This is a genomic window from Mucilaginibacter flavidus, from assembly GCF_024055575.1.
GTDB lineage: Bacteria > Bacteroidota > Bacteroidia > Sphingobacteriales > Sphingobacteriaceae > Mucilaginibacter > Mucilaginibacter flavidus.
Genome location: NZ_JAMXOE010000001.1, coordinates 675352 through 698443, shown reverse-complemented (window position 1 = coordinate 698443; position 23092 = coordinate 675352). Strand labels below are relative to the sequence as shown.

Below are 23092 nucleotides of genomic sequence, written 5' to 3'. Positions count from 1 at the left end.
GGTTCATAGTTCATGGTGAAGAGAGTCAAGAGCCAAGAACCAAGAGTCAAGACAAAAAAATATTCCAGCGGCTATGAACCATGAACCATCAACTATGAACTTCCTTACAAAATCACCCCTTCCGCGGTAAACTTCAAATCGTTTTTGCCGGCTAATGCCGACGTTGCGTAGCCGTTATCATTTATCATCAGCTTTTCGTTTTCGGCGCGGATGTGCAGGCTATCTACGTAAAACTCGCCGCTGATGCGTATTACCGCAACAGGGGCATGCACTTCCAGTTCGGCCACTATGTTATGCTCAAGGCTCATAGCCGAATCATTGTCCAGTTGGTGCACGTGTATGATGGTTGTTCCGTCCAGCCGTAGTATTTTAATACTGTCGCTTTCGGTAACTATAGAATAATGAGCACCGGTTACCGGCTTGTTCGCAAGAATTGTTACCCGTGTACCGTCAATATCTTTAATATCCAGGTCAATTTCAAGATGCGAGTCGTTCGGTCCCGGTCCGCCCTGCGAAACCGAATTAATTCTTAAAAAGTGTTTCCAGTTACCTTCTTCGCCGTAGCTTATAGTTTTGCCCTGCACAATAAATGCGCTCGAGCCAATTACAAATGCGTATTTCATACCTGTGTGGTTTATACAGTTATAATAGCAGAAGTATCAAAAATGTTTCCGTTATTTTTCAGGAACTTCAACCTTTATACACAAAAAAAATGCGTTCCGTATCTCACCCCGGAACGCACACAACATCATTCAAATAATGTTGATCAACTAAATCTCAGATAACATGTTTAAAATCACCCAAGCTCTTTATGTAACAGGCTGTTAGGCCGCTATGTAACATTTTTATAATAATAAATAGATATATCAAAAGCTATACCTATTTAAGCAATTTCGGCCTATATTAGTTAAAGCTAAAATGCCAACGGTGTTAAATAATATTTAGTATAATTAACAATTGTATTTTTAACACTAATTAACAATGTGATGTAAAAATAGCCTATTTATTACAAAATAAAGGGCAAAACGATTGTTATTATGAAGAAAAATTTAATTATTGCCCTAATACTATCCCCGATATTATGTTTTGCCCAAAAATATTCATCAACAGAAATAAAACGGTTTAAGCAGCAGGCAGCGGCAGTTACCATTGTGCGCGACAATTGGGGCGTACCGCATATTTATGGCAAAACAGACGCTAATGCCGTTTTTGGGCTGATGTACACCGAATGCGAGGATAATTTTAAGGGTATAGAACAAAACTATTTATACCAATTGGGCAGGCAAACCGAGGTTGCAGGCAGCAAGGAGCTTTATACGGATGTGCAGCTGCAATTAATAGCAGATACAGCCGATGCCATTAAGGATTATAGAGCAGCAGCCCCCTGGTTCAGGGAATTAATGGATGCTTTTGCCGACGGTGTGAACTATTATTTATACACTCACCCTGCTATTAAACCGGCTGTTTTTCAGCACTTTGAGCCGTGGTATGCGCTCATGTTTACCGATGGTAGCGTATCGGCGACCGTAACCGGTGGCATAAACCTGGGCGAAACGGCTAAATTTTATGGCAATGAGCCCGAAAAAATAGGCGCAGTTTACAGGCCAAAGGTTGATGACAGGGAAACCGGTTCCAACGGATTTGCCATTGCGCCATCCAAATCAAAATCGGGGCATGCCATGTTATACATTAATCCGCATGTGCCGTTTTATTTCAGGAGCGAAGTGCAACTGGTAAGCGATGAAGGCCTGGACGTATACGGCGCAGTAACCTGGGGACAGTTTTTTGTTTACCAGGGTTTTAACCCACACTGTGGTTGGATGCACACCAGCAGCAATGCCGATGTTGGCGATTTGTACGCTGAAAAGGTTACTAAAAAAGACGGCCAATGGTTTTACGAATACGATGGCAAGTTGAAGCCGGTAACTACCCGCAAACTGGTATTGAATATAAAAACTGCAGCAGGAGTGGAGCAAAAGGTCATCACGGGTTATTACACCCATCATGGTCCCGTACTGGGTAGTCGCGATGGCAAATGGCTGGCTTTGAAAGCAAATAACCGCTCGTACAATGCTTTGGTAGAATCGTGGCTGATAACAAAGGCAAAAACATTTGCCGAATACAAAAAGGCAATGGGACTGCTGCAAAATGCAACCAATAACACCGTTTATGCCGACGACCAGGGCAATATTGCTTTTTGGTACGGTAATTTTATGCCGAAACGTAACCCGGCTTATGATTGGCGCTTACCAGTAGATGGTAGCACCTCTGCGACTGAGTGGCAGGGCCTGCACCCGGTTGATGAAAGCGTGCATGTTTACAACCCTGCCAACGGCTGGATACAAAATTGCAATTCAACTCCTTTTGCTTCATCGGGCAAATACAGTCCGGATAAAAACAAGTACCCGGCTTACATGGCACCCGATGGCCAAAACTTTCGCGCGGTTAATGCCATTAAATTATTGGGTGATGGCAAAAAACTTTCTATTGACGAATTGATTGCGAAGGGTTATAACCATTACCTGGCTGCTTTTGATGTGCTGCTGCCGCCGTTGTTTAAGGCTTACGAGGCTACACCCGACTCTGTAAAGCAAGCGCTTGCCGGCCCTGTAAATACCATGAAGCAGTGGGACAGGAATTCGGATGCCAATTCGGTGGCCACCACACTGGCTGTTGAATGGGGTACTGCGCTGATGCGTAAACTTCCGGCTGCAAAAAGCGACGAGGAAGGAACTTATCAAACTGAACGTATAAACAATTTGATGCAAACGCTCACTGCCAAACAACAACTGGAAATATTTGCCGAAGTGGTAAGTGCTGTAACCAAACGTTACGGCAACTGGGAAACAAAATGGGGCGATATTAACCGATACCAGCGCCCGGCAGATGGTAAAACATTTAGCGATAATGCACCAAGTTTGCCGGTTGGCGCGGTTTCATCGGCGTTTGGGCAGTTGCCATCGTTCCAGAGCCGCACTATGGATACCAAAAAACGCTATGGCTATTCGGGCAATAGCTTTATTGCAGCTGTGGAATTTGGTACCCGTATTAAGGCAAAAACTATAATTACAGGCGGCCAATCGTTCAATCCCGCTTCAAAACACTATACCGATCAGGCTGGCATGTATATTGAAGGTAAGTTTAAGGATGTTTTGTTTTATAAGGCCGATGTGTTAAAACACGCGGAGAAAACTTATCATCCGGGGGAATGAGCCTCAAGTCTTGAGTCTTAAGTCCAAAGTCTTTGAAGAACCGACTCAAGACTTTGGACTTAAGACTCAGGACTGTTATATTTGATATCGAACAAACACTTAAGTTGTTATGAAAAAATACCTGTTAATGTTGCCGGTGATGCTTTTGGCCAGCCTTGGCATACATGCACAAACCACAAAGTTTACCGACCTTATTTATTACGCCAGTCTTAAAAATAGCGACGTTTACGATAATATAATGCAGAACAACTATTTTCGGCAGGATTACAGTATTGATGTTAATGGGCACGAGGTGGAGTATTTTAAAAATATTACCGGCAAACCCAATACCGAAAAAATTGAAGTAGGCAACTACACCAAATTGTACAATGGCGATATACTGCGCACCGTTCACTACACCTCAACCGACCCGCAACATATCATCAACATGATTGCCCAGGCCAAGCGTTTCGGCCTCGACCTAAAGTTCCAGGGCGCCGACGAAGCCAATAATATTTACATTTACGACAACAGCTTCTACGCAGTAAGCATCTACCTGCGCCGCGACCAAACATCAGGCATGGTGGAGATAAAGCAGAAGGAATATTTGGGGATAGAATAGACAGTTGGCAGTTTTGAGTGGGCAGTAGGCAAAAAAACGGGTGTCATGCTGAGTCACTCGAAGCATGCGGGCAAGGGCCTCTACACCATGCATCACGAACTTTTATTGAATAATTAACCCAACGGAGGGTGTCATGCTGAGGCACTCGAAGCATGCGGGCAAAGGCCCATCCGCCATGCATCAGGAACTTTTTCTAAATGAGTAATATAAAACGGGTGTCATGCTGAGGCACTCGAAGCATGCGGGCAAAGGCCCTGTACGCCATGCATCACGAACTTTTTCTAACCGACAATCCTGGCAATGAATCCCAATTACCGGCTATAATTGCTTCTTTCTTTTTCGTATTCCAGCCTTTAACTTGTTTTTCAAACGCTATTGCCTGGTTAACATCGTTAAAGTCTACACAAAATACCATTTTTACAGGGCGCCTTTTGCATGTGTATGAGCCGGGGTCCAGGCCGTTTTCATGCTCATACATACGTCTGTCCATATCATTGGTTACTCCTGTATAATAGGAGTCATCGCTGCATAAAAGTATGTAAACAAAATACTGTTTCATTTAATGTTATCGGTTAAAGCATGGCGTAAAGGCCACTGCGCTCATGCTTCGAGTGCCTCAGCATGACACCCCTTTATTGTTTGTTTTGTGATTAACTCGAATGATCATGCAATATTTTCCACCCTGTTTTGGTGTGTATACATACCAACGAATACCTTCCCGAGCGCTCCGGTAATTTATTGCCATAAAGTGTAAAACCACCGGTTACCAACGCATAATCGGTACCCAGCATACGCACTTTTAAATCAAAATAACGCAGGTTTTGCTTGGGCATACCATCGGGCTTGAAGTATGACTTTTTATAAAGATCTGTTATCCCGGTCATTCCAACCGGGCCGGTAGGGTACATCATGGTGGCCGATGGGTCGTATAAACTGACGAAGGTATCCAGGTGACCTTTGTTCCATTCCAATGCCGAATTGTTCATGGCATCTATAATTTCTTTTTCGGCACTTTGGGCCTTAACGGCAGCTGCGGCAAATAAAAAGCAAAGCATCAGCACAAAATGTCTTGCAAAATAGTTCTTGTTAATAGTCATGTTTTTTAGTTTAATTCAGGTTGAAGTTACCGAAAAGAGAGCGTTTTAATGTGCGAAAATTTTGTTTCTGAAACCACTTCAACTTCTACAACAACTACAACCTCCACAACCTATTTCTTCTTACTCGCCTTCGCTTTGGGGTTAAAAACAAGTGCCAGTTTTATCCAGCGGTCAAAGTCTTTTTGATTCAGGAAGGCTTCCTCGCTCACATACACAAAATCTTTGGCGGGCCTGTCGCGCATCATCATTTGGCGTACGCCATTTTCGTCGAGCACGCCTTCAATAGCTTCCGCTCCGATGCGGCACATCATTTCATCGCCGCTTACACAAACACACATTTTACCGTTCACCATAAAGCAAACGCCGCGAAACATTTCTTTCTCTTCCACATCAGGCAGGTGGACTAACGCTTCGCGGATTCTGTCGGCAAGTCTCTTATTGTAGTTCATTGGTTCATTCGTTCATTGGTAGCATGGTGGCTGCCTGTCATTCATTAAATCATTGGTAATATGGTGGTAACTTGTAATTTTGTTCACTATTACCCGTCCAATATAACGAATAATATCTTCCGGACTTTCGGACTTTTCCGACTTTTGGACTTTTTTTCAAATTCCTTAAAATGTTTCCGAAAGACAGTCGTCTTCCCTATTAAATAACAGTAAATAAATTGATAACCGCCGCAATGCCCGAAGAAAACCACCAAACTATCATACAAGCCATCGCTTCGTATGGTAAAAATTTGCTGGGTTTTATAAGGCGGCGGGTTAAAAACGATGCCGATGCCGAAGACATTCTGCAGGATGTATGGTACCAGTTTAGCTCGGTTATAAATTCGGAACCCATTGAGCAAACCAGCGCGTGGCTTTACCGCGTTGCCCGTAATAAAATACTGGACAAGCATAAAAAGCACACCGAGGTTTTAATGGACGATATGCTGCCCGACAGCGATGATGACGATGATGCGCCGGACTTTAAAGCCATCCTGATGACGGAAGCAAACACGCCCGAAACCGAATACCTGCGCAACCTTTTTTGGGAGCAGTTGCTCACTGCGCTTGACGAACTGCCGGTTGAACAACGCGAGGTGTTTATGTGGCACGAGCTTGACGACATACCCTTTAGCGAAATTGCCGAAAATACAGGCATAAACGTGCAAACCCTGGTATCGCGCAAGCGGTATGCGGTGGTGCACCTGCGCAAACGGTTAAAACAATTGTACGAGGAAATTACACAATATTAAAAACATTAAAAAATTACGAACATGAAATCATTTCTTTATAAAAGGCGTTTTATTTTTATTCCATTTGGGGTTGCCGCCTTCCTCACCGTCATCAGCTTTGCGGTGATGACCTTATGGAACAACTTACTGCCGGGCATATTACACGTAGGCGCAATAACCTTCTGGCAGGCCATGGGCATATTTGTTTTATGCAAAATACTATTCGGTTTTGGTAAAGGCGGAGGCCCCGGTCGTGGCAACTGGATGCGCCACCGAATGGAAGAAAAGTTTGAAAACATGACGCCCGAAGAACGCGAAAAGTTTAAGGCCCGCATGGAAAACTGCGGTCGCGGCCACTGGGGCCGTCATGGCGACCACCCTTACGCCAAATACTGGCAGGAAACAAAGGCGGAAGAAAAGCCGGCTGCTGAATAAGTCATTAGTCTATAGTCTTGAGTCCTTAGTCGTACGGCGGGGCTCAAGACTAAATAAATATAGGTGCTTTTGTCCAATATTTAAGTTGCTGATAGTTATTGATATAAAAGTTTAAATAATATACCATAAGTCGGCGGCCAACGCAGTTTTTCTGACTCAAGACTTCCGACTTTAGACTTAAGACTCACAAAAATGGACATCCTGATATTCACAACAAGCGTTGAAAAACCCGAACAGGTTACCGAGGTAAAACCCTTGCTAACCTCCGTTCCGGCTATTACCGGCTGGAATTTTGATTTGGAAGATTGCGACAACATCCTGCGCATCGAGGCCCACGATGTATCGCCACGCTACATCGAGTCGCTGCTGCAAACCGCCGGCTACCATTGCCGCGAACTGGAGTATTAAATCAGCAACCAATGAAAGCATCAACCGAACGTAATGTAAATACGCTGGGTGCACATTATCTTAAGCATCCCCGTTATCGGTTACATTTACGGCCCGGTTGCACAGCTGCACTATGCCGCGCTTGCGGTTAGATGGGTGTTTTTTCCTGTCATAATTATCTCGGGTTTTTGGTTGTGGAAGGGGTATTGGGTTAAAAAACAGTTCAAGAGCGTTTAACGGTAACCTACCTTCACCACGTACCAAAATATACCCAACCCCCGGTATTTTCAACAGGCAAACTAAAGGGTAAATTAGTACTAAAGAATCCCTCTTTATGAAAAAGTACTTATTTGCTATTTTGCTATTTGCCGCGTGCCATGCATCGGCCCAAAGTATTGAAAAATTGACGGAAGGCGCCCGCCCGATGGTGGATTCCATTAAGAACCTTATTAGTGAAGCCAACACTGGTTTTAAAAACCGGCTGGGGCAAAAAACGCCACAAGCCAACGGTACGGTACAATACGCTGTAAACCCTATTAAATGCTTTGATGCTGCCAGCCAGTACATCTGCCAAAAAGATGGCAAAGCCTTTTATGTTATAACCGTTAGCGGCAAAAAGCAATTCGCCTATTTCGACAGGGCTATTTACCTGCTTACCGGTTACTACAAGGATGTTGAAGGGCCATATAACATCGTTTCTGATTATATCGATGCAAATAACGATGCCCAAAAGTCATTGTATCACGGTGATGACGCTATATTTAACGGCACCAACGATGGCTGGAGCACCGCAACCGTTACTACAAAGAAAAGCCACACCATTTTGGCCCGATACCGGACCAGGGATAAGGACAATAAAGCCATTTTGATAATAGGCCCCGTGGTCGACTTTCACATTGAGCGGGACAGGCTAGCAGCTAAAAAGGATTCTGCCTGGCGCGACCGTACCCGTAAGGCTTACAAAATGACGGGCTATGCCGAGCAGGACTCGATAGGTATATCGCACTATGGCGATATCTGGGGCGATGGCGGCATTGGCGCAGCGGTCGAAAAACTGTACGGGTTACAAGCCAACAACGATTACGACCATACCATTGGCGATGCCTACAAAACAGCCGACGGCGAAACCCGCTACCGCGCACCAGCCTGGCTAAATGCCGATGCCGCCTATTACAAAAAGGATACCAGCGGGCTTGGCACCATGCTTTATGTTTACCTGAAAGGGGGGCAACCCAAAACACTGGCTTTGCTACAGGCGATACGCCGGATATACAGCCCCAATAATTATAAAGTTTATGGCACACCTGGCCCGCATGAAATTTTATACTTTAACCGCGAGGGCTCAACCATGATGTACCGGCACGATACCACCGCAACCAGCGTTTATAAGGGCCTCACCATAATTGTAATGCAAATGTGGAAGCTGAAAGAAAAAATAGCCGAGGCTAACCGCGCCCGTAACGCCGAGGAAGCTGCGGAACGCTACAACAATCAGCACGCTAACGATAATACCGGGCACGTACAGTTAAGGACCTGCATTTGTTGCCACGGCCGCCGCACGCAGCCTCAAAAAACCGACAAGGTTTATGCTACCTACGATAGCTATGGCAACAAAACGGGAACTTCAACCTACATAGATGTGCCCTGCCAGTGTTGCAACGGTACGGGGTTGGAGTGAGTCGGGAGTCTTGAGTTTAAAGACGTTTCAATGAGTGCCTACAGTCATCACGTACCCAAATATACCCAATCCCCGGTATTTCAAACAGGCAAATCAAAGCGTATCTTTAGTACCTAAAGAATCCCTCTTTATGAAAAAGTACTTATTTATTGTTTTACTATTTATCGCCTGCCAGGCATCGGCCCAAAGTATTGAAAAACTGGTTGAAGGTGCACGCCCGATGGTGGACTCTATTAAAAACCTTGTTATTGAAGCTAACAATGGCTTTAAAAGCCGGCTGGGGCAAAAAACTGCACAGGCCAACGGCACGGTGCAATATGCCGTAAACCCTATCAAATGCTTCGATGCTGCCAGCCAGTACATCAGCCAAAAAGACGGCAAAACCTTTTACGTGATAACCATAAGCGGTAAAAAACCTTATGCTTATTTCGAAGAAGCCATTTATTTGCTCACCAACTCTTACAAGAACGTTTATGGGCCTTATAACATGCTGGATGATTACATAAATGACAAAACACCCAAAGACATGTACCGGGATGATGATGCTTTGTTTAATGGCAATAACGATGGCTGGCGTACCCAAACTATTTACCAGAAAAACAGCCAAAGCACCCTGGCCCGTTACCGCGCCACATTGAAGGACCATAAAGCTGTTTTGATAATAGGCCCCGTGGTTGATTTTCATATTGAGCGGGATAAAGCGGCAGCTAAACAGGAGGCCGCCTGGCGCGAAGATACCCGCAAGGCCTATAAAATGACCGGCTATGCCGAGCAGGACTCGATAGGAATATCGCACTATGGCGATATTTGGGGCGATGGTGGTATAGGCACCGCGCTCGAAAAACTGTACGAATTACAGGCCAACAACGATTACGACCATACGGTAGGAGATGCCTACAAAACATCAACAGGTGAAACCCGCTACCGGGCACCCGCCTGGCTTAATGCCGATGCCGCCTATTACCAAAAAGATACCAGCGGACTTGGTACCATGCTTAATATTTACCTGCAAGGCGGGCAACCCAAAACCCTGGCTTTGCTGCAAGCTATACGCCGGCTTTACAGCGCCGCAAACTATAAGGTTTTTGGTACACCGGGCCCGCACGAGTTTTTATACTTTAACCGCGAAGGCTCGAACATGATGTACCGGTACGATACGACTGCAACCAGCGCTTATAAGGGACTTACCATAGTTATTATGCAAATGTGGAAGCTGAAAGAAAAACGTGCCGAGTATAACCGCGCCCAAAGCGCCAATGATGCCATGGACCGGTATAACAATCAGCACGCTAACGATAAAGGCCAGCCGGTATATCTTAACGCCTGTAGCTGCTGCCACGGCAGCGGCAAACAACAAACGAAAACTGATAAGACTTATTCCACGGTTGATAAATATGGCAATAAAACCGGCACAACAAGTTATATTGATACGCCCTGCCCGTGTTGCCATGGTACAGGGAAACAATAATGCCAGGAACGGTATTTTACGCTAAGCAATGTATTGTTTTACAATTGCAATCAGTTCGTTAATATCAAATGGTTTTGATAAATAGGCATCGGCCAGGCATTCTTTGGCAACGTCTTTAATCTCATTCATGGCTGATACCAGGATAATAGGGTATTTGGCGGTCGATGGGTTGCTTTTTAGCTTACGGCAAAGGCTGGAACCCTTTTCATTAGTAAGGCTGTTGTCGAGTACAATCAATGCGGGGGCGTGTTGTTCAACCTTACCGAGTACACTGCCATCTACTGAAGAAATTACTTCGGAACCCTCATCTTCCAAAATGTATTGCATAAGGTCGAGGATATCACGGTTATCCTCAATAACAATTACCTTTTTTGCCACGGCGGTGTAATTAACAGTTAATTAGTAACTTAACAGCGACCGTAATTTAGCTATAAATATTTAGTTATTACTAAAATACTTATTTTAATAACGTTACAGTTGTGACTCAATATCCTCTGGCCGTGTTATGGCTTCATTTACAATGATCATCGCATTGCTGTTTTAGGACAGCAATTTCTTTTTTGAGCACTGCTATGGCGATAATAATCAATCGCAGCTGTTACGGCGCTTATAAATCTTGACTCTTGGTTCTTGACTCTTGGCTCTAAATCTTCACCCCTCCAATATTCTCCGCAAATAATTTATCTGCCCTAAATGATAAGTTAAGTGCCCGTAAAGAGTGGTAAGGTACCAGGCTGTACTTTTTGGGCCAAAAAATTCAAGTGGATAAATGGCCTCCAGTTGTTGTTGGGTAAGGCCGGGAAGGGTGTTTTTTACTATTTCAATTACCCCGTCGATACCTGCAATAAGTTGGGCACGCGGTACGTCCGTTGCCGAAAATTCAAGCTCACGATTGCGTACATAGCCTGTGTTACCCAGCGTGGTGCCAACGCAAAAGTTAAGGTTGCCTGTTAAATGCAGCACCAGCGTTCCGGCCGAATTGCTTACACCATCTTCTTTGCGCCACAGGTTATCATCGTCTTTAAAGTTTTTGATTTCGTCGCGCAGCTTTAGCAGGTCGCGTTCATAAAGTTCGGCAAAGTAGTTTTCCATAGGCCCCCCAGCCTCCGCTACATAGCGGAGGAGCGTAACAGGGTGGTCAAATATCGTAAAAAAAAGCCCCCTGACCCCCTAAAGGGGGAGAAAAAAACAGCTAGTCAAAAAACTTCCCTTTTAGGGGGCCGGGGGGCATGTTAAATTATGTTAATCTTCTTCCACTTACCTGCTTATACCCTATTTTTAATCATCCAAACAAAAACATAACCTTATGCTGCAAAATTACTTCACTATGGCCTGGCGCAGTTTGTTAAAAAACAAAGGCTTTTCAATCATTAATATCCTTGGCCTTTCGGTAGGCATCGCTTTTACATTGCTGATAGGCGCCTATGTTTGGGGCGAATTGCAGGTAAACCATGATTTAAAAGATGCAGACAACCAATACATCATCCAAAGCAAATGGAAAGATCCTAACCTGGGTTTGGAGCTTACCACTATTGCACAACTGCCCAAAACTTTAAAAGAGGTTTACCCTGGTTTGGTTGCCAATTATTACCATTGGGACGGGGTCGGCTCGATAGTTTCCAGGGGCGACAAGCACTTTCGCGAAAGCATCCAGATTGGCGACAGCACCCTGTTGAGAATGTATGGCTTTGGCCTTGCGCACGGCGATGCACAAAAAGCGTTTACCGATCCATTTTCAGCAGTGATTACCGAGCGGCTGGCAATAAAATACTTCGGTAAAACAGATGTGGTTGGGCAAACCCTTACTATTGAAAGCTTTAAAGGTGATAAACACGGTTTTACTATTTCGGGGGTGTTGGATAAACTGTCAAAAAATTCGGTAACGAACGTGAATGATAACAACCAAAACAATATTTTTTTGCCGGCCAAGGCAGCCGATTTTTTGGGCCGCACCCTGGAGGGCTGGAATAATAATGTACTTGTAGGCTACATCGAACTAAAAAATGGGATAACACCTGCGCAGCTTGTTGGGCCGATGAAGCACTTAATAAAAGAAAATGCGCCACAGCAAACGGTCGATAATTTAACCCCGTACCTGGTGCCGCTAAAAGATTATTATCGTGAAGGCAACGGCGGGACAGTTAAGAAAATGATTTTCACGCTATCGTCTATTGCCTTCTTTATTTTGTTGATGGCCATCATCAACTTTGTGAATATTTGCGTGGGAAGGTCTGCATCTCGTATGAAAGAAATGGGTATCCGCAAGGTTTTAGGCGGATTGAGGAAACAACTGATTTGGCAGTTTTTAATTGAATCGGTGCTTTTGGTGATGATTGCCACACTAATAGCTTTAGCCCTATACTTACTGGCCCGTCCATATTTAAGCGATGCACTTGGCAAAGAGATAACGCTGCTGTTTGCATTCCCGGCATATTTTTACCTGTTCCCGTTTGTATTTGCACTGCTAGTTGGCTTATTGGCCGGGCTTTATCCCGCACTGGTGCTATCATCATTAAAATCTGTCGATTCATTAAAAGGCAAATTGAGCTCGGTGAAGGAGAGCGTGCTATTTCGCAAAATACTGGTGGGCTTTCAGTTTGGCATGGCAGCGCTGGTATTTATTGTTTCAATAATCATTTCCCAACAAGTTACCTATTTTCTGAAAGGGAACCTTGGTTTTAACAAAGACTATGTGGTTTATTCGCAGGTGCCACGCGACTGGTCGGCCAAAGGGGTTAAAAAGATGGAAACCATTCGCTACCAGCTTTCGCAGATGCCGCAGGTGAGCAGTGTCTCGCTATCCTGGGAGATACCCGACGGCGCCGGCAACGGGGCACAACTTTACCGCCAGGGCGCCGACCCCAAAAAAGCAATAAGCATGAACGGCTTAGCAACCGATAACCAATACGCGGCTACTTATGGCATACCGCTAAAGGCCGGCACATTTTTCACTCCGCAATATACGCCCGGCGACTCAGCTAAAATCGTAATTAACGAATCGGCCTCGAAAGCTTTAGGGTGGAATAAACCTGAAGATGCTGTAGGCCAGGTAGTAAACGCGCCGGGTTCAAACATCCCGTTTACCATTTGCGGCGTTACTGCCGATTTTCATACGGGTTCCATGCAGTCGCAAATCGGCCCGCTTAATTTTACAAATGTTAACTATACCCAATATTATAGGTATTTGTCAGTTAAGCTAAAACCCGGTGATATGCAAAACAGCATTACCGCGCTTCAAAAACAATGGAGCATGTTAATGCCCGATGCACCTTTTGAATATCATTTTATGGATGAGGCTATCGCGAAACTTTACACTACAGAATTGCAATTAAAAAAAGCATCATACATTGCTGGAGTTCTTACAATTGTAATAGTATTGTTGGGCGTTGTAGGATTAATATCATTAAGCATACAAAAGCGTACCCGCGAGATCGGCATCCGCAAGGTGCTGGGCGCGTCGGTACCGGGGATTATCAACCTGTTTTTAAAGGAATTTTTAGGCGTGGTATTAATAGCTTGCGTAGTATCCTGCCCGCTGGCGTATTTAATAATGCACAACTGGCTTAACGGGTATGCCTATCGAATAAATATTACAGGGTATCCGTTTTTATTGTCGATTTTGTTGTTGACGATATTAACAGTAGTGCTGATAACCCTGCAAACTATTAAAGCAGCAGTAAGTAACCCGGTGAAGAGCCTCAGAACAGAGTAGCAGAGCCCCCCAGCCCTCTAAAGGGGGAGTTTTGATTTGCCGCCCGCATATTGCTCCCCCTTTAGGGGGCTGGGGGGCTGCGCTTTTATTTCGTTGGGTCGTTAACCGTCCCTGCAAAAACTATCAGCCCGCTTTTCATTTCTCGTATGGCAAAAAAGAAGGGATGGTTGAGCGTTACCATTGGAGCCAGCGGTGCGGCGGTTATGCCCACTTCAACCGATGTAGCGGCTGCTGCGGTGGTGCCGTCTTCATTTACTTCAACAAATGCTTTGTGCTTAACCTTGGTAATCAGCAGCGATGCAGTAGCATTTATCTTGCTGAAATCAGCAAGTTTGGTAAAGGCAATGCCCATTCCAAGCTGGGTTAAAGCATCGTTAAGGGTGGTCTCATAGGTAAATTTAAACTTAGGCAGCTGTATTTCCGGTTTACTGGGTGTAAGGCTGTTCATCCATAATTGCCATTTTGCAGAATCTATGCCGGCGACAAAATTGCCAATAGTTCCGCTTTGTGGCATAGCTACCACCATGCTGTATTTATCGCCCGAGTAAGGCAGCTCAGCCACAATAACATTATCGTTTGTAAATAAGTTAACGGGCATTATTTTGTCCATAAAATCGGCTTGCACACTACCGCCGCCGTCAAGATTAAAGGTGCGTTTGTTGGTATGAGTTGGGTCGAATTTTTCTTTCCAGCTGCTTTTAAAATAAATAGCGTTGATAAGGTACATCACCGCATCGGCCGGAATGGTCTCAACTATGGTGGGGATTTTACCGGCGGTTTGGTCGCTTACCCAGTTATTTATTTGTGTTACCGAAGCCGGGTTATTAAAATCGAGTCCCTGCACTTTGGCGTGGAAGGATGTAGTATTGGTTTGCAAAAAATCGGGCAGTGCGCTAAACTCCTGCCTGTACCAAATGGAGTTGGCAATTTTTAACGTTGTATTAGGGTCCAGCTGGGGCAGGTTGGTTATTAAATTGTTGTAATAGCTGTTTACCTGCTCCTGTGTTAGCCCGTTAAAGTTAAGGGTGTTTTTAATAGCGTCGTGCGTTTGTCCGTTGGCGCCGTTGCTTGTCATCCCCAGTGCAAAACTAACGCTTAAAGGCGATGCAAACAGGTTAGCGCCAGCAGTATTGCTGCTGCTCAGGTTTTTAAACAGCTTTAGGGTAAACACATTATCCGCCGTTACTTTTTGCTGCTCTAATGCTGATAATACCAGGTTTTTACCAGTAACAACCGGCTTAACATTGTTTTTTTTGCAGGAAGCAATAACAATAATCAAGCTAAAAAATAACAGCGGAGTTTTGTGCTTAAACATCATAATACCAATTTGGAGTAACAATCTATTTTCACCTGGTTATTAAGCATTACGCGGAAGGGAATTTAAACGATACACGGCAGCGTGAAAAAACATGTCAATATGCGATTGTACTTTAAGTTACCGTGAGTTCGGGTTAAGAATAGGAACTAATAAATCAACTTCGTTTTACTTAACGGATTGCGTTTCGCCTCACCTAAATCCTCTCCAAAGGAGAGGACTTGAGCTTCGCTCTTCGGAAATTCCTTTTCGGAACCCTCTCCTTTGGAGAGGGCAGGGTGAGGCGACGACCAGCTATTGTGGTGTCGAGTGCAACTCACAGCATCGTGTTCTTATATCGAACTTACTTTATGTTAGTCCGCATTTAAACAATAGCCCTTGCCATGCACATTGGTAATACTTACCGAAACGTCTTTTTCCAGCCTTTTACGCAGCTTTGAAACGTACATGTCGAGGCTGCGGCCTGTTATTACACCATCATCCTCCCATCCTTCCTTAAGCAGCCGGTTGCGATCAATTACCTGGTTTAAATCGCTGGTAAATATGCTCAGTAGCTTTCCTTCTTTTGCGGTAAGTTCGGTGCTTTCATGATCACATAGCAGCAAATACTTGTCCGGGTAAAAACGATATTTTCCTATCGGGATGGATGTCGAATCAAGCGCGTCGTCTGGTTTTACAGTTGCTACGGCCTTGTTTTGTTTTGATTTAGTCAGGACTTTCCATGCAATAATAAATATCAAAACAGCAAGCACCAATAAACCGGTTACAATTAACAAAACACTATTCCAGCCATGCACGCCTGCCGTGGCAATAGCCGGCACTACCAGGATCTTAATGACATAGTTTCGCTTAGGCAATGCCCTGCCGGTGCATGGGACTGTTCCTTTTATAATATCCGCTGTGGTAAAGCCATAAGCTGTTGCCTGACTTTCGACTTCAGTCACCGTAAAAATATATTCGGGCGGCGCTGCTATTCTGCTCAAATTTCGCCCCACTATGACCACTAACGAATCGGGCATAAACGCAAACGGCTTCTCAAAATCTAGCCGGTAACTTCCGTCGTCGATTTTTTGCAAAGGGGGTACGCGGGATGTACGGTCGTTAACAGATAAAAGAAGCTCGTGCCCTATGCTGCGGAAAAGTATCCTTTGCCTGGCCTCATCTATTGGGTTATCCATTCCCTTACCCGCAAAAGGGCACAGCAGCGCTACAATAATCAACGGCTTTAGTAAATTCATAATCAGGAAAAAAATTTACAATTCGGTTTACAATTTTTTACAGTTGGTTGTATGCCTTTTAAAGGTAGTTGACTTAGCTTAGGCCTAAGTTATTCATTTTTAAAAACAATTTATGCTAAAAAAATTGCTGTCGTCAGATCCTATTTTAAAAAACTGGCAGGTTATTGCCAGGGTTATTACAGGTATTATTATCGCTAAATATGGGTTAGATGTATTCAGCCATGATAAAATGAAAGGAAATGCCGACTGGCTTACCGAAATTCATTTTCCCGCACCTGTTTTTATGGCCTATGTTGGTAAAGCCACCGAACTTTTAGGCGGGATACTATTGGTCTTCGGCCTGGTCACAAGGTTTGCTTCTATTGCGCTGGTAGTAACTATGACTGTTGTTATATTTATCATGGGGAAAGGTAATATCCGGGGCGATGAGCAACTTCCATTTTTATTGCTGCTGTTTTTTGTGAGTTTTATTCTTGGCGATGCAGGCAAATGGAGTCTCGATTATTTGCTGTTCGACAAGAAAAGCCAGACTCAAAAACCATGAGGGTATTTACTCCACCTCAACTACCGACATTTCTTCCAGTTCCTTATCGCGTGTTTCTTTATTTATAAACTTAAAATTAAGCCGGGTTATCAAGTAACGCTTGAAGGTTGCCAGTGTGATTGTTTTTAAGCCTTTGGCCTTTAATGCTGGTAGTTCGGCAGCCTTTGCGTATAGTAAAAACGGCGTTAGGGGCAGGTTTGATTTGTCGATGGTAATTAGGGCAACGGGTTTGTTGTTATAAAATTCAAAGGGGGCAGTATTGTAGTCCTTTAATTCTGCAACGGGCAGGTTATGCTTGTTGTTGGCGTTTATCCAACTAGCAGCTTCGCTGCCCGCCTGGTATTTCATCAGTGAGGGATAGAACGAAAGGTTAAGATAAAGGCTAACAATAAAAGTACAAAGCACCGTGCGTATGGTGATTTTTTGGTAGCCGGGCAAGCCGATAAAGAAATTATAAAATATAAGCATGGCCAACAGCATACCGAGTGTGGCTGCCGTGTACAGGCTAAATACACCAGGTCTGAAGAAATAATGCAGTGCAATTAACCCTAGCAGCATCAAGCTGATGATTACTTTTTGGGTAACTTCAATAGTAACGATGGTGTTTTTACTAGTTACATAATAAAGATACTGTGCCGTAATAATGGCAAAAAATGGATACACAATATTTAAATAATGCGGCAGTTGAAAACCCGATGCCGAAAATAAAATAAACGTTAAGAGGCCGCCGCTAACGCAAAACCACTCCTTTGTATTGGATTGTTTTACCCCCTTTTTTATAAACTGGAACACAGCCGCAAAAAGCAGAAGCGACCATGGCAAAAATGCCCAAAGCGTAGGGTGTACAAAAAATGTAGGGTCGCCGGTGCCTTTTATGGGGCCAGTGTTAAAAAAACGGCCAAGCTGGCTATCCCAAAAGAAAAATTTTATGCCCGATACGCCTTTGTGTCCAAATACAACCTTCTCGGGGTGCAGGTCGAATTGCTGGTTAAGGCACCAAAGCTCGGGTAATATAAATATCCCTATTAAAACACCTGCTATCAGCCATTTAAAGCTAAATAACTGCCTCCATTGCCTGGTTATGATCAAGTGGCCGGCTATTGCCCCGCCAATTGGCACCAGGGCAAACATGCCTTTGGTCATAACCGCCCCGGCGGTGAACAGGCAGGCCCACAATAGTTGCCAGTAATTATTGCGGATATAAGCGTTATAAAAATGATAAACTGCAGCAATTATAAGCCCGGTTAAATAGGGCTCGGCATGCACGTCGTTATTCGAAAGCACAATGTGCTGGGCGGTTAACAGTACAAGTACACTCCAAATAGCAATATCCCTATTGTAAAGGGTTTTGGTAAACAGCCAGGTGTACCGGGCGCCCATCATTAAAAATAAGATGCCCGGCAACTTATAAGCCCAGGTTGTAAAACCAAAGAGTTTGAACGAAAGGGCGGTTATCCAAAAGGGGAAATGCGGTTTGTCGAGCCAATCGGCGCCATGGTAAAACAGCTGCACAAAATTGTTGTGCAGCACCATTGTTTTGGCTACTACAGCATAAACGGCAGCATCGGGCCCGGCAATGGGTATCAGCAGGCCGCTGAAATTTACTAACACTGCTACACCCATAAAAAGGTAAAGCAACTGGTTCTCGGTTGATAATGAATTCTCGTCAGTCATTGCAAAAGGCTTATAAAGATAAAATAATTTAACTAAATCTGTTACAAACGGTTGCGATGGTATTTTAGGGAGAAGATAAGGGGTAAATCGGAAGGATTTAAGTTAAACCGTTATATCAACATTTTTACACTAAAACTGCCATGTTTAATAATATATCCCGATATTGAAGACACAAACCAATCGGCCTTAATTATGAAAAAATTATTTAACCCCATCGTACTGTTACTGTTGTTTTGCCCGTTTTTATCAATGGCACAAACCGGCAAAGTTTACGATAACCTTACCGTGCCCAGCAAAATATTAAAAAGCGATCGCAAATATGCCGTTTACCTGCCGCCTGGTTACGAAACTTCCGAGCGCAGCTATCCAATCTTATACCTGTTGCATGGCAGCGGCGACGACCAAACCGGCTGGGTTCAATTTGGCGAAGTGCTGAACATAACTGATAAAGCCATTGCTGATGGTATTGCCACACCTATGATAATTATCATGCCCGATGCCAATACAGGTCGCCGTGGCTACTTTAACGACATTAAGGGCGACTGGAATTATGAAGATTTCTTTTTTAAGGAACTGGTGCCTTTTGTTGAGAAAAAATACCGGGTGAAAAGTGAGAAACGTTTCCGGGCGGTTTCCGGCCTGTCGATGGGTGGCGGCGGTACCTTTATGTACGCATTGCACCATCCCGAAATGTTTTCGTCGGCCTGCCCGCTGAGTGCATCGGTAGGGCCATTAACGTTGGAGGATGCCCGTACTAACATCACCAAAAATAACCCCGGTATTGCCGATTCACTTATTGTGAAGTATTATAACGAGCATAGCACCCTGGCGCTGGTAAACAACATGCCCGATGCCCAGAAGAAAGCTGTTCGCTGGTTTATTGATGATGGCGACGACGATTTTTTATACGAAGGGAATTGCCTGGTGCACATAGCCATGCGTAAAAAGGAAATCCCGCACGAGTTCCGCATCCGCGATGGTGCTCATACCTGGACTTACTGGCGCGCATCATTGCCAAATGTGCTCGAGTTTGTATCCCAGGCATTTCATCAATATTAACAACAACGGGCAACCGAAATATTAAAAACGACGTCATCATTAACAAACCAACTAATCTCTATTCAACTAACCTCTAATCTCTACCCACCATGGAACGCCGTCAATTTTTAAGAAACACCGCATTAACAGCAAGTTCGCTTGCATTATTAGGCCGTAAAAGTTTTGCCGCCATGCTTGCCGATCCAACTTACCAGTTTATACCTTTGCGTAACAACGTAGGCATGTTTGCCGAGCAAGGTGGTACCATAGCCTGGCTGATAAACAAAGAAGGAATTGTTGTGGTAGACGCCGAATTTCCGGACCCGGCCAAACACCTGATAGCCGAATTGCAAAAACAATCAACAGTGCCATTTGAGTGGTTAATAAATACCCACCACCACGGCGACCATACCGGCGGCAATATTTCCTTTAAAGGTATTGTAAAAAATGTTGCCGCACATGCCAACTCACTGGCTAACCAAAAGGCCGTTGCCGAAAAAAATAATAAAGTAGACCAGCAACTATACCCGGACACTACGTTTACCGATACCTGGAAAGTTAAAGTAGGGGATGAGCATATCAGCGCCCATTACTTTGGTACCGGCCACACCAACGGCGATGCGATGATCCATTTTGAAAACGCCAACATTGTGCATACCGGCGATTTGGTGTTTAACCGCCGTTACCCGTTTGTTGACAACAGCGCAGGCGCTTCGGTAAAACACTGGCCGATGGCTTTGGAACAGGCTACTAAAAAATTTGATAAAAATACAATGTTTGTTTTTGGTCATGCTTTCGACCCGCAAAAAGTGATCGGCACAATGGAAGATGTAAAGCTGATGCAGGACTTTATGGAAAAGTTGGAAGCCTATGTATCGGGCGCGGTTAAAGCAGGAAAAACCAAGGATGAGATAATGGCCGCTACTTCTATCCCTGGCGTAACCGAATGGCAGGGCGATGGCATACAGCGCGGTATACAATCGGCTTATGAAGAGCTGACGAAATCATAGTTTGACACTAATAACACGAATTTAGGCGAATTGCACGAAGTGGGAGCCTAGCTTTTGCGGATATAAACCCAATTGTCATTGCTGAGGAACGAAGCAAACTCTGCACACGCTAATCAGGAATCAATAGTATTGTGGTTACCAATCAAGCGGCTATAAGGTCTCTAAACCTACCGCGATTTAAAAGCAGATGAGCCGATAGATATGAAGGTTTTTGAGCCGGGACTGATGGAGTAAATCGCTGAATTTTATGATTACGCTGATTGCGTTGATTTTTTCGGCACAATCTTTTTTTCCTTCCAGATGGCATCGATAACCCATGCACATTCCACCAGCGCTGCAATTACGCCGATGAATGACTGTAATCGGCCGATAAAACTTCTATTATTCAGATAATTAGCGCTTTACAGCGTTTGCAGGCTGATTTTGGGCGTATGTCTATTACTATGCGGTAGTGGTCTATTTGGTTTTTTTAGTGTTTCAAGTTGTCGCACCTTTGAATTGTAAAACGATAACAAAAACATTCACATAACATTAAAAAGATTAAAGACATGAAAAATTCAATCAAATTAACCGCACTATTTTTATTAGCATCAGCAGGTTTATTCGCAGCGGTTCCTGCAAAAACAGTTAAAGCAGATGTGCCTTCGGTAACCATTTCAGCCCTTGCTTCTAACAAAGGCATAGCCGTTAAAGCTGCCGACGCAAAATCGATCGTAATGATTTACGACCAGGACAAAAATGTGTTGCGTAAAGACGTACTTGCAGCCAACGGTTCAAAAGGATACGTACTAAGCGGCCTTGACTACGGCGACTATACAATGGAAGTTACTACTGCCGGGCAGGTGGTTAAAAAGAACATCCACGTTTACAGCGAAGACAAAACAAAGACCTTCATCGTACAGGAATAATAATTGATTAACCCCTTATACTTGAAGCACCGCTCCTGAAAAGGGCGGTGCTTTTCTTTGGCTAAGATTTTTAAGATTGATAGGATTATACGCTTAATCGCCGACATGTTGCCATGAGAATCCTAAAATCCAACCAATCCAAAAAATTTTAGTTAATGCCGCCACCAAGCGCCCGGTACAAGTTAACCACCGCCTGCAATTGCTGCAGCCTGTCGTTAACAGCATCAAGCTGGGCGGCCAGTAAGTTTTGCTCAGAGGTTAGCACATCGGTGTAATTGGTTGCCGAGCTGTAACGTAATAATTCCTGGGTATAATCAACGGCTTTGGTAAGGGCTGCTATTTGTTTGGTTCTGGCACCTCCCTTTTCGGTAGCGGTTTGGTAGGAATATAAAGCGTTTGATACTTCCTGCCCTGCAACCAGTAATGTTTGCTGGAAACCGTAAAGGGCTTCCATTTGCTGGGCCTGTGCCGTTTTTAACCGTGCTTTATTAATGCCCTGGTTAAATATGGGCTGGGTTAAACCAGCTGCAACGTTATAAAATATCGAGCCTACAAAAAAGTCTTTCAATTGTAGGTTTTGCCAGCCACCACTGGCTGTTATGGTTAACGACGGATAAAAATAGGTGCGCGCCAGGTTGGTGTTTTCAAATGCGCTATGGAAAGCATATTCAGCCTGCTGCACATCGGGACGGTTTTTTAACAGTTGCGATGGGATACCGGTTTGCAGGCTGTCAATCGTTTTCTGTTCATCAAGCTTTGTCCGGTTTAATGCACCAGATGGGCGGCCAACCAAAATATCGATGGCATTCTCCGTTTCGCGGATGCTGCGTTTTATATCAGGGATAGCAACTTCTGCGGCGTAGCGATTGGCCTCACTTTGCACAACAGCTGCCCCATTAACCACGGCGCCTTCTTTAAGCGCTTTCATGGTTTCTACGTCCTTAATGCGGTTTTTTAATGTAAGTGTGGTAATCTCCAGCTCCTTGTCAAGCGCAAGCAAGGTGTAGTAGTTGTTGGCAATATCGGCGATCAACTGGGTTTGCACAGCTCTTTTGGCTGCATCAGTCTGTAGAAGGTTATTATAGGCAACCCGTTTGGCGCTGCTTAGCTTGCCCCAAACATCGGCCTCCCACGATGTGGTTAAACCCAGTTGGTAAAGTGTACTTGAGGGGTTTACGCTGCCGGCTTGCAGGCCCAGGCTTGCACCTGATAACTTTGACCGCGTTGCGCTTGCGCCTGCACTTAAGCTGGGCAATAATGCTGCCTTGCTTTGCCCTAAAGCAGCCTGCGCCTCATTGATTTTTTGTATTGCTATTTTGAGGTTTAGGTTATTGTATAAACCCTCATGTATCAGCGCTTTTAAAACGGTATCCTTAAACAGGCGCTCCCATGGAATGCTTGCCATGGTTGCTGTGTCCGTTGTTTGTTGGCCGCGATATAGGTCGCTGGCATTAAGCTGTGGCTGCTCATAAGGCTTAATAACCTTGCACGATAGCCCGATACTTAAAAAAGCAACTGTTAGAAATGTATATTTTATGGATGTTCTGTTCATCTGT

22 protein-coding genes are annotated in these 23092 nt (G+C 44.4%); 12 read left to right on the top strand and 10 right to left on the bottom strand.

The window, feature by feature from the left end; all coding sequences use genetic code 11:
* Positions 1-104: 104 nt before the first annotated feature.
* Positions 105-623: a hypothetical protein gene (locus NAF19_RS03135; RefSeq protein WP_252788292.1), complete on the bottom strand. Its 519-nt coding sequence runs from the start codon at positions 621-623 to the stop codon at positions 105-107.
* A 414-nt stretch (positions 624-1037) separates the two neighbouring features.
* Between NAF19_RS03135 and NAF19_RS03130 the strand changes: the two genes are divergently transcribed.
* Positions 1038-3212 carry a penicillin acylase family protein gene (locus tag NAF19_RS03130; RefSeq protein ID WP_252788291.1) on the top strand — a complete coding sequence of 725 codons (2175 nt, stop codon included), beginning with the start codon at positions 1038-1040 and terminating at the stop codon, positions 3210-3212.
* Between the two features lie 109 nt (positions 3213-3321).
* Positions 3322-3813 carry a hypothetical protein gene (locus NAF19_RS03125; protein ID WP_252788290.1) on the top strand — a complete coding sequence of 164 codons (492 nt, stop codon included), beginning with the start codon at positions 3322-3324 and terminating at the stop codon, positions 3811-3813.
* 268 nt (positions 3814-4081) lie between these two features.
* Here NAF19_RS03125 and NAF19_RS03120 read toward each other — a convergent pair whose 3' ends face one another.
* From NAF19_RS03120 to NAF19_RS03110, 3 genes are all read right to left on the bottom strand, one after another.
* A complete protein-coding gene (locus NAF19_RS03120) occupies positions 4082-4372 on the bottom strand; it encodes a GIY-YIG nuclease family protein (RefSeq protein WP_252788289.1) in 291 nt (96 codons plus the stop codon).
* 91 nt (positions 4373-4463) lie between these two features.
* Positions 4464-4910 (bottom strand): YybH family protein, encoded by a 447-nt coding sequence (locus NAF19_RS03115; protein ID WP_252788288.1) that lies wholly within the window; start codon positions 4908-4910, stop codon positions 4464-4466.
* Positions 4911-5020: 110 nt separating this feature from the next.
* Positions 5021-5359, bottom strand: coding sequence for a TfoX/Sxy family protein (locus NAF19_RS03110; RefSeq protein ID WP_252788287.1), 339 nt, complete (start codon positions 5357-5359; stop codon positions 5021-5023).
* Positions 5360-5577: 218 nt separating this feature from the next.
* Here NAF19_RS03110 and NAF19_RS03105 point away from each other — a divergent pair, with 218 nt between their 5' ends.
* The 5 genes from NAF19_RS03105 to NAF19_RS03085 all read left to right on the top strand — a co-directional run bounded on the left by NAF19_RS03105 (position 5578) and on the right by NAF19_RS03085 (position 10097).
* On the top strand, positions 5578-6150 hold the full coding sequence (locus NAF19_RS03105; protein WP_252788285.1) for an RNA polymerase sigma factor: 573 nt from the start codon (positions 5578-5580) through the stop codon (positions 6148-6150).
* 21 nt (positions 6151-6171) lie between these two features.
* The gene (locus NAF19_RS03100; RefSeq protein WP_252788284.1) at positions 6172-6564 is read left to right on the top strand and encodes a hypothetical protein; all 393 of its coding nucleotides are present in this window, start codon (positions 6172-6174) and stop codon (positions 6562-6564) included.
* A gap of 192 nt (positions 6565-6756) precedes the next feature.
* On the top strand, positions 6757-6972 hold the full coding sequence (locus NAF19_RS03095) for a hypothetical protein (RefSeq protein ID WP_252788283.1): 216 nt from the start codon (positions 6757-6759) through the stop codon (positions 6970-6972).
* A 313-nt stretch (positions 6973-7285) separates the two neighbouring features.
* Complete coding sequence (locus NAF19_RS03090) at positions 7286-8629, top strand: hypothetical protein (RefSeq protein WP_252788281.1); 1344 nt, start codon at positions 7286-7288, stop codon at positions 8627-8629.
* Positions 8630-8759: 130 nt separating this feature from the next.
* Positions 8760-10097 carry a molecular chaperone DnaJ gene (locus tag NAF19_RS03085; RefSeq protein ID WP_252788280.1) on the top strand — a complete coding sequence of 446 codons (1338 nt, stop codon included), beginning with the start codon at positions 8760-8762 and terminating at the stop codon, positions 10095-10097.
* Between the two features lie 21 nt (positions 10098-10118).
* Here the strand turns inward: NAF19_RS03085 and NAF19_RS03080 are convergent, their stop codons facing one another.
* Positions 10119-10475: a response regulator transcription factor gene (locus NAF19_RS03080; RefSeq protein ID WP_252788279.1), complete on the bottom strand. Its 357-nt coding sequence runs from the start codon at positions 10473-10475 to the stop codon at positions 10119-10121.
* Between the two features lie 273 nt (positions 10476-10748).
* Positions 10749-11189, bottom strand: a complete 441-nt coding sequence (locus tag NAF19_RS03075) for a DinB family protein (RefSeq protein WP_252788278.1) — start codon at positions 11187-11189, stop codon at positions 10749-10751.
* 214 nt (positions 11190-11403) lie between these two features.
* Here NAF19_RS03075 and NAF19_RS03070 point away from each other — a divergent pair, with 214 nt between their 5' ends.
* Positions 11404-13809, top strand: coding sequence for an ABC transporter permease (locus tag NAF19_RS03070; protein WP_252788277.1), 2406 nt, complete (start codon positions 11404-11406; stop codon positions 13807-13809).
* 85 nt (positions 13810-13894) lie between these two features.
* Here NAF19_RS03070 and NAF19_RS03065 read toward each other — a convergent pair whose 3' ends face one another.
* Positions 13895-15127: a serpin family protein gene (locus NAF19_RS03065; RefSeq protein ID WP_252788276.1), complete on the bottom strand. Its 1233-nt coding sequence runs from the start codon at positions 15125-15127 to the stop codon at positions 13895-13897.
* A gap of 350 nt (positions 15128-15477) precedes the next feature.
* Complete coding sequence (locus tag NAF19_RS03060; RefSeq protein ID WP_252788275.1) at positions 15478-16362, bottom strand: winged helix-turn-helix domain-containing protein; 885 nt, start codon at positions 16360-16362, stop codon at positions 15478-15480.
* A gap of 112 nt (positions 16363-16474) precedes the next feature.
* Between NAF19_RS03060 and NAF19_RS03055 the strand changes: the two genes are divergently transcribed.
* Positions 16475-16906, top strand: coding sequence for a DoxX family protein (locus NAF19_RS03055; protein ID WP_252788274.1), 432 nt, complete (start codon positions 16475-16477; stop codon positions 16904-16906).
* Positions 16907-16912: 6 nt separating this feature from the next.
* Here NAF19_RS03055 and NAF19_RS03050 read toward each other — a convergent pair whose 3' ends face one another.
* Complete coding sequence (locus tag NAF19_RS03050) at positions 16913-18580, bottom strand: ArnT family glycosyltransferase (protein WP_252788273.1); 1668 nt, start codon at positions 18578-18580, stop codon at positions 16913-16915.
* Between the two features lie 192 nt (positions 18581-18772).
* Between NAF19_RS03050 and NAF19_RS03045 the strand changes: the two genes are divergently transcribed.
* The 3 genes from NAF19_RS03045 (at position 18773) to NAF19_RS03035 (ending at position 21536) form a co-directional block, all read left to right on the top strand.
* Positions 18773-19639, top strand: a complete 867-nt coding sequence (locus NAF19_RS03045; RefSeq protein ID WP_252788272.1) for an alpha/beta hydrolase — start codon at positions 18773-18775, stop codon at positions 19637-19639.
* An 89-nt stretch (positions 19640-19728) separates the two neighbouring features.
* Positions 19729-20628: an MBL fold metallo-hydrolase gene (locus NAF19_RS03040; RefSeq protein ID WP_252788271.1), complete on the top strand. Its 900-nt coding sequence runs from the start codon at positions 19729-19731 to the stop codon at positions 20626-20628.
* A gap of 548 nt (positions 20629-21176) precedes the next feature.
* On the top strand, positions 21177-21536 hold the full coding sequence (locus NAF19_RS03035) for a hypothetical protein (RefSeq protein ID WP_252788270.1): 360 nt from the start codon (positions 21177-21179) through the stop codon (positions 21534-21536).
* A 148-nt stretch (positions 21537-21684) separates the two neighbouring features.
* Here the strand turns inward: NAF19_RS03035 and NAF19_RS03030 are convergent, their stop codons facing one another.
* Positions 21685-23088, bottom strand: coding sequence for an efflux transporter outer membrane subunit (locus NAF19_RS03030; RefSeq protein WP_252788269.1), 1404 nt, complete (start codon positions 23086-23088; stop codon positions 21685-21687).
* Positions 23089-23092: the final 4 nt, after the last annotated feature.

Coding starts and splice junctions, on each gene's coding strand:
- NAF19_RS03085 (WP_252788280.1), top strand. CDS start 8,760: ATGAAAAAGTACTTATTTATTGTTTTACTATTTATCGCCTGCCAGGCA.
- NAF19_RS03120 (WP_252788289.1), bottom strand. CDS start 4,372: ATGAAACAGTATTTTGTTTACATACTTTTATGCAGCGATGACTCCTAT.
- NAF19_RS03040 (WP_252788271.1), top strand. CDS start 19,729: ATGGAACGCCGTCAATTTTTAAGAAACACCGCATTAACAGCAAGTTCG.
- NAF19_RS03095 (WP_252788283.1), top strand. CDS start 6,757: ATGGACATCCTGATATTCACAACAAGCGTTGAAAAACCCGAACAGGTT.
- NAF19_RS03055 (WP_252788274.1), top strand. CDS start 16,475: ATGCTAAAAAAATTGCTGTCGTCAGATCCTATTTTAAAAAACTGGCAG.
- NAF19_RS03090 (WP_252788281.1), top strand. CDS start 7,286: ATGAAAAAGTACTTATTTGCTATTTTGCTATTTGCCGCGTGCCATGCA.
- NAF19_RS03135 (WP_252788292.1), bottom strand. CDS start 623: ATGAAATACGCATTTGTAATTGGCTCGAGCGCATTTATTGTGCAGGGC.
- NAF19_RS03065 (WP_252788276.1), bottom strand. CDS start 15,127: ATGATGTTTAAGCACAAAACTCCGCTGTTATTTTTTAGCTTGATTATT.
- NAF19_RS03060 (WP_252788275.1), bottom strand. CDS start 16,362: ATGAATTTACTAAAGCCGTTGATTATTGTAGCGCTGCTGTGCCCTTTT.
- NAF19_RS03030 (WP_252788269.1), bottom strand. CDS start 23,088: ATGAACAGAACATCCATAAAATATACATTTCTAACAGTTGCTTTTTTA.
- NAF19_RS03115 (WP_252788288.1), bottom strand. CDS start 4,910: ATGACTATTAACAAGAACTATTTTGCAAGACATTTTGTGCTGATGCTT.
- NAF19_RS03100 (WP_252788284.1), top strand. CDS start 6,172: ATGAAATCATTTCTTTATAAAAGGCGTTTTATTTTTATTCCATTTGGG.
- NAF19_RS03045 (WP_252788272.1), top strand. CDS start 18,773: ATGAAAAAATTATTTAACCCCATCGTACTGTTACTGTTGTTTTGCCCG.
- NAF19_RS03050 (WP_252788273.1), bottom strand. CDS start 18,580: ATGACTGACGAGAATTCATTATCAACCGAGAACCAGTTGCTTTACCTT.
- NAF19_RS03130 (WP_252788291.1), top strand. CDS start 1,038: ATGAAGAAAAATTTAATTATTGCCCTAATACTATCCCCGATATTATGT.
- NAF19_RS03110 (WP_252788287.1), bottom strand. CDS start 5,359: ATGAACTACAATAAGAGACTTGCCGACAGAATCCGCGAAGCGTTAGTC.
- NAF19_RS03070 (WP_252788277.1), top strand. CDS start 11,404: ATGCTGCAAAATTACTTCACTATGGCCTGGCGCAGTTTGTTAAAAAAC.
- NAF19_RS03035 (WP_252788270.1), top strand. CDS start 21,177: ATGAAAAATTCAATCAAATTAACCGCACTATTTTTATTAGCATCAGCA.
- NAF19_RS03075 (WP_252788278.1), bottom strand. CDS start 11,189: ATGGAAAACTACTTTGCCGAACTTTATGAACGCGACCTGCTAAAGCTG.
- NAF19_RS03125 (WP_252788290.1), top strand. CDS start 3,322: ATGAAAAAATACCTGTTAATGTTGCCGGTGATGCTTTTGGCCAGCCTT.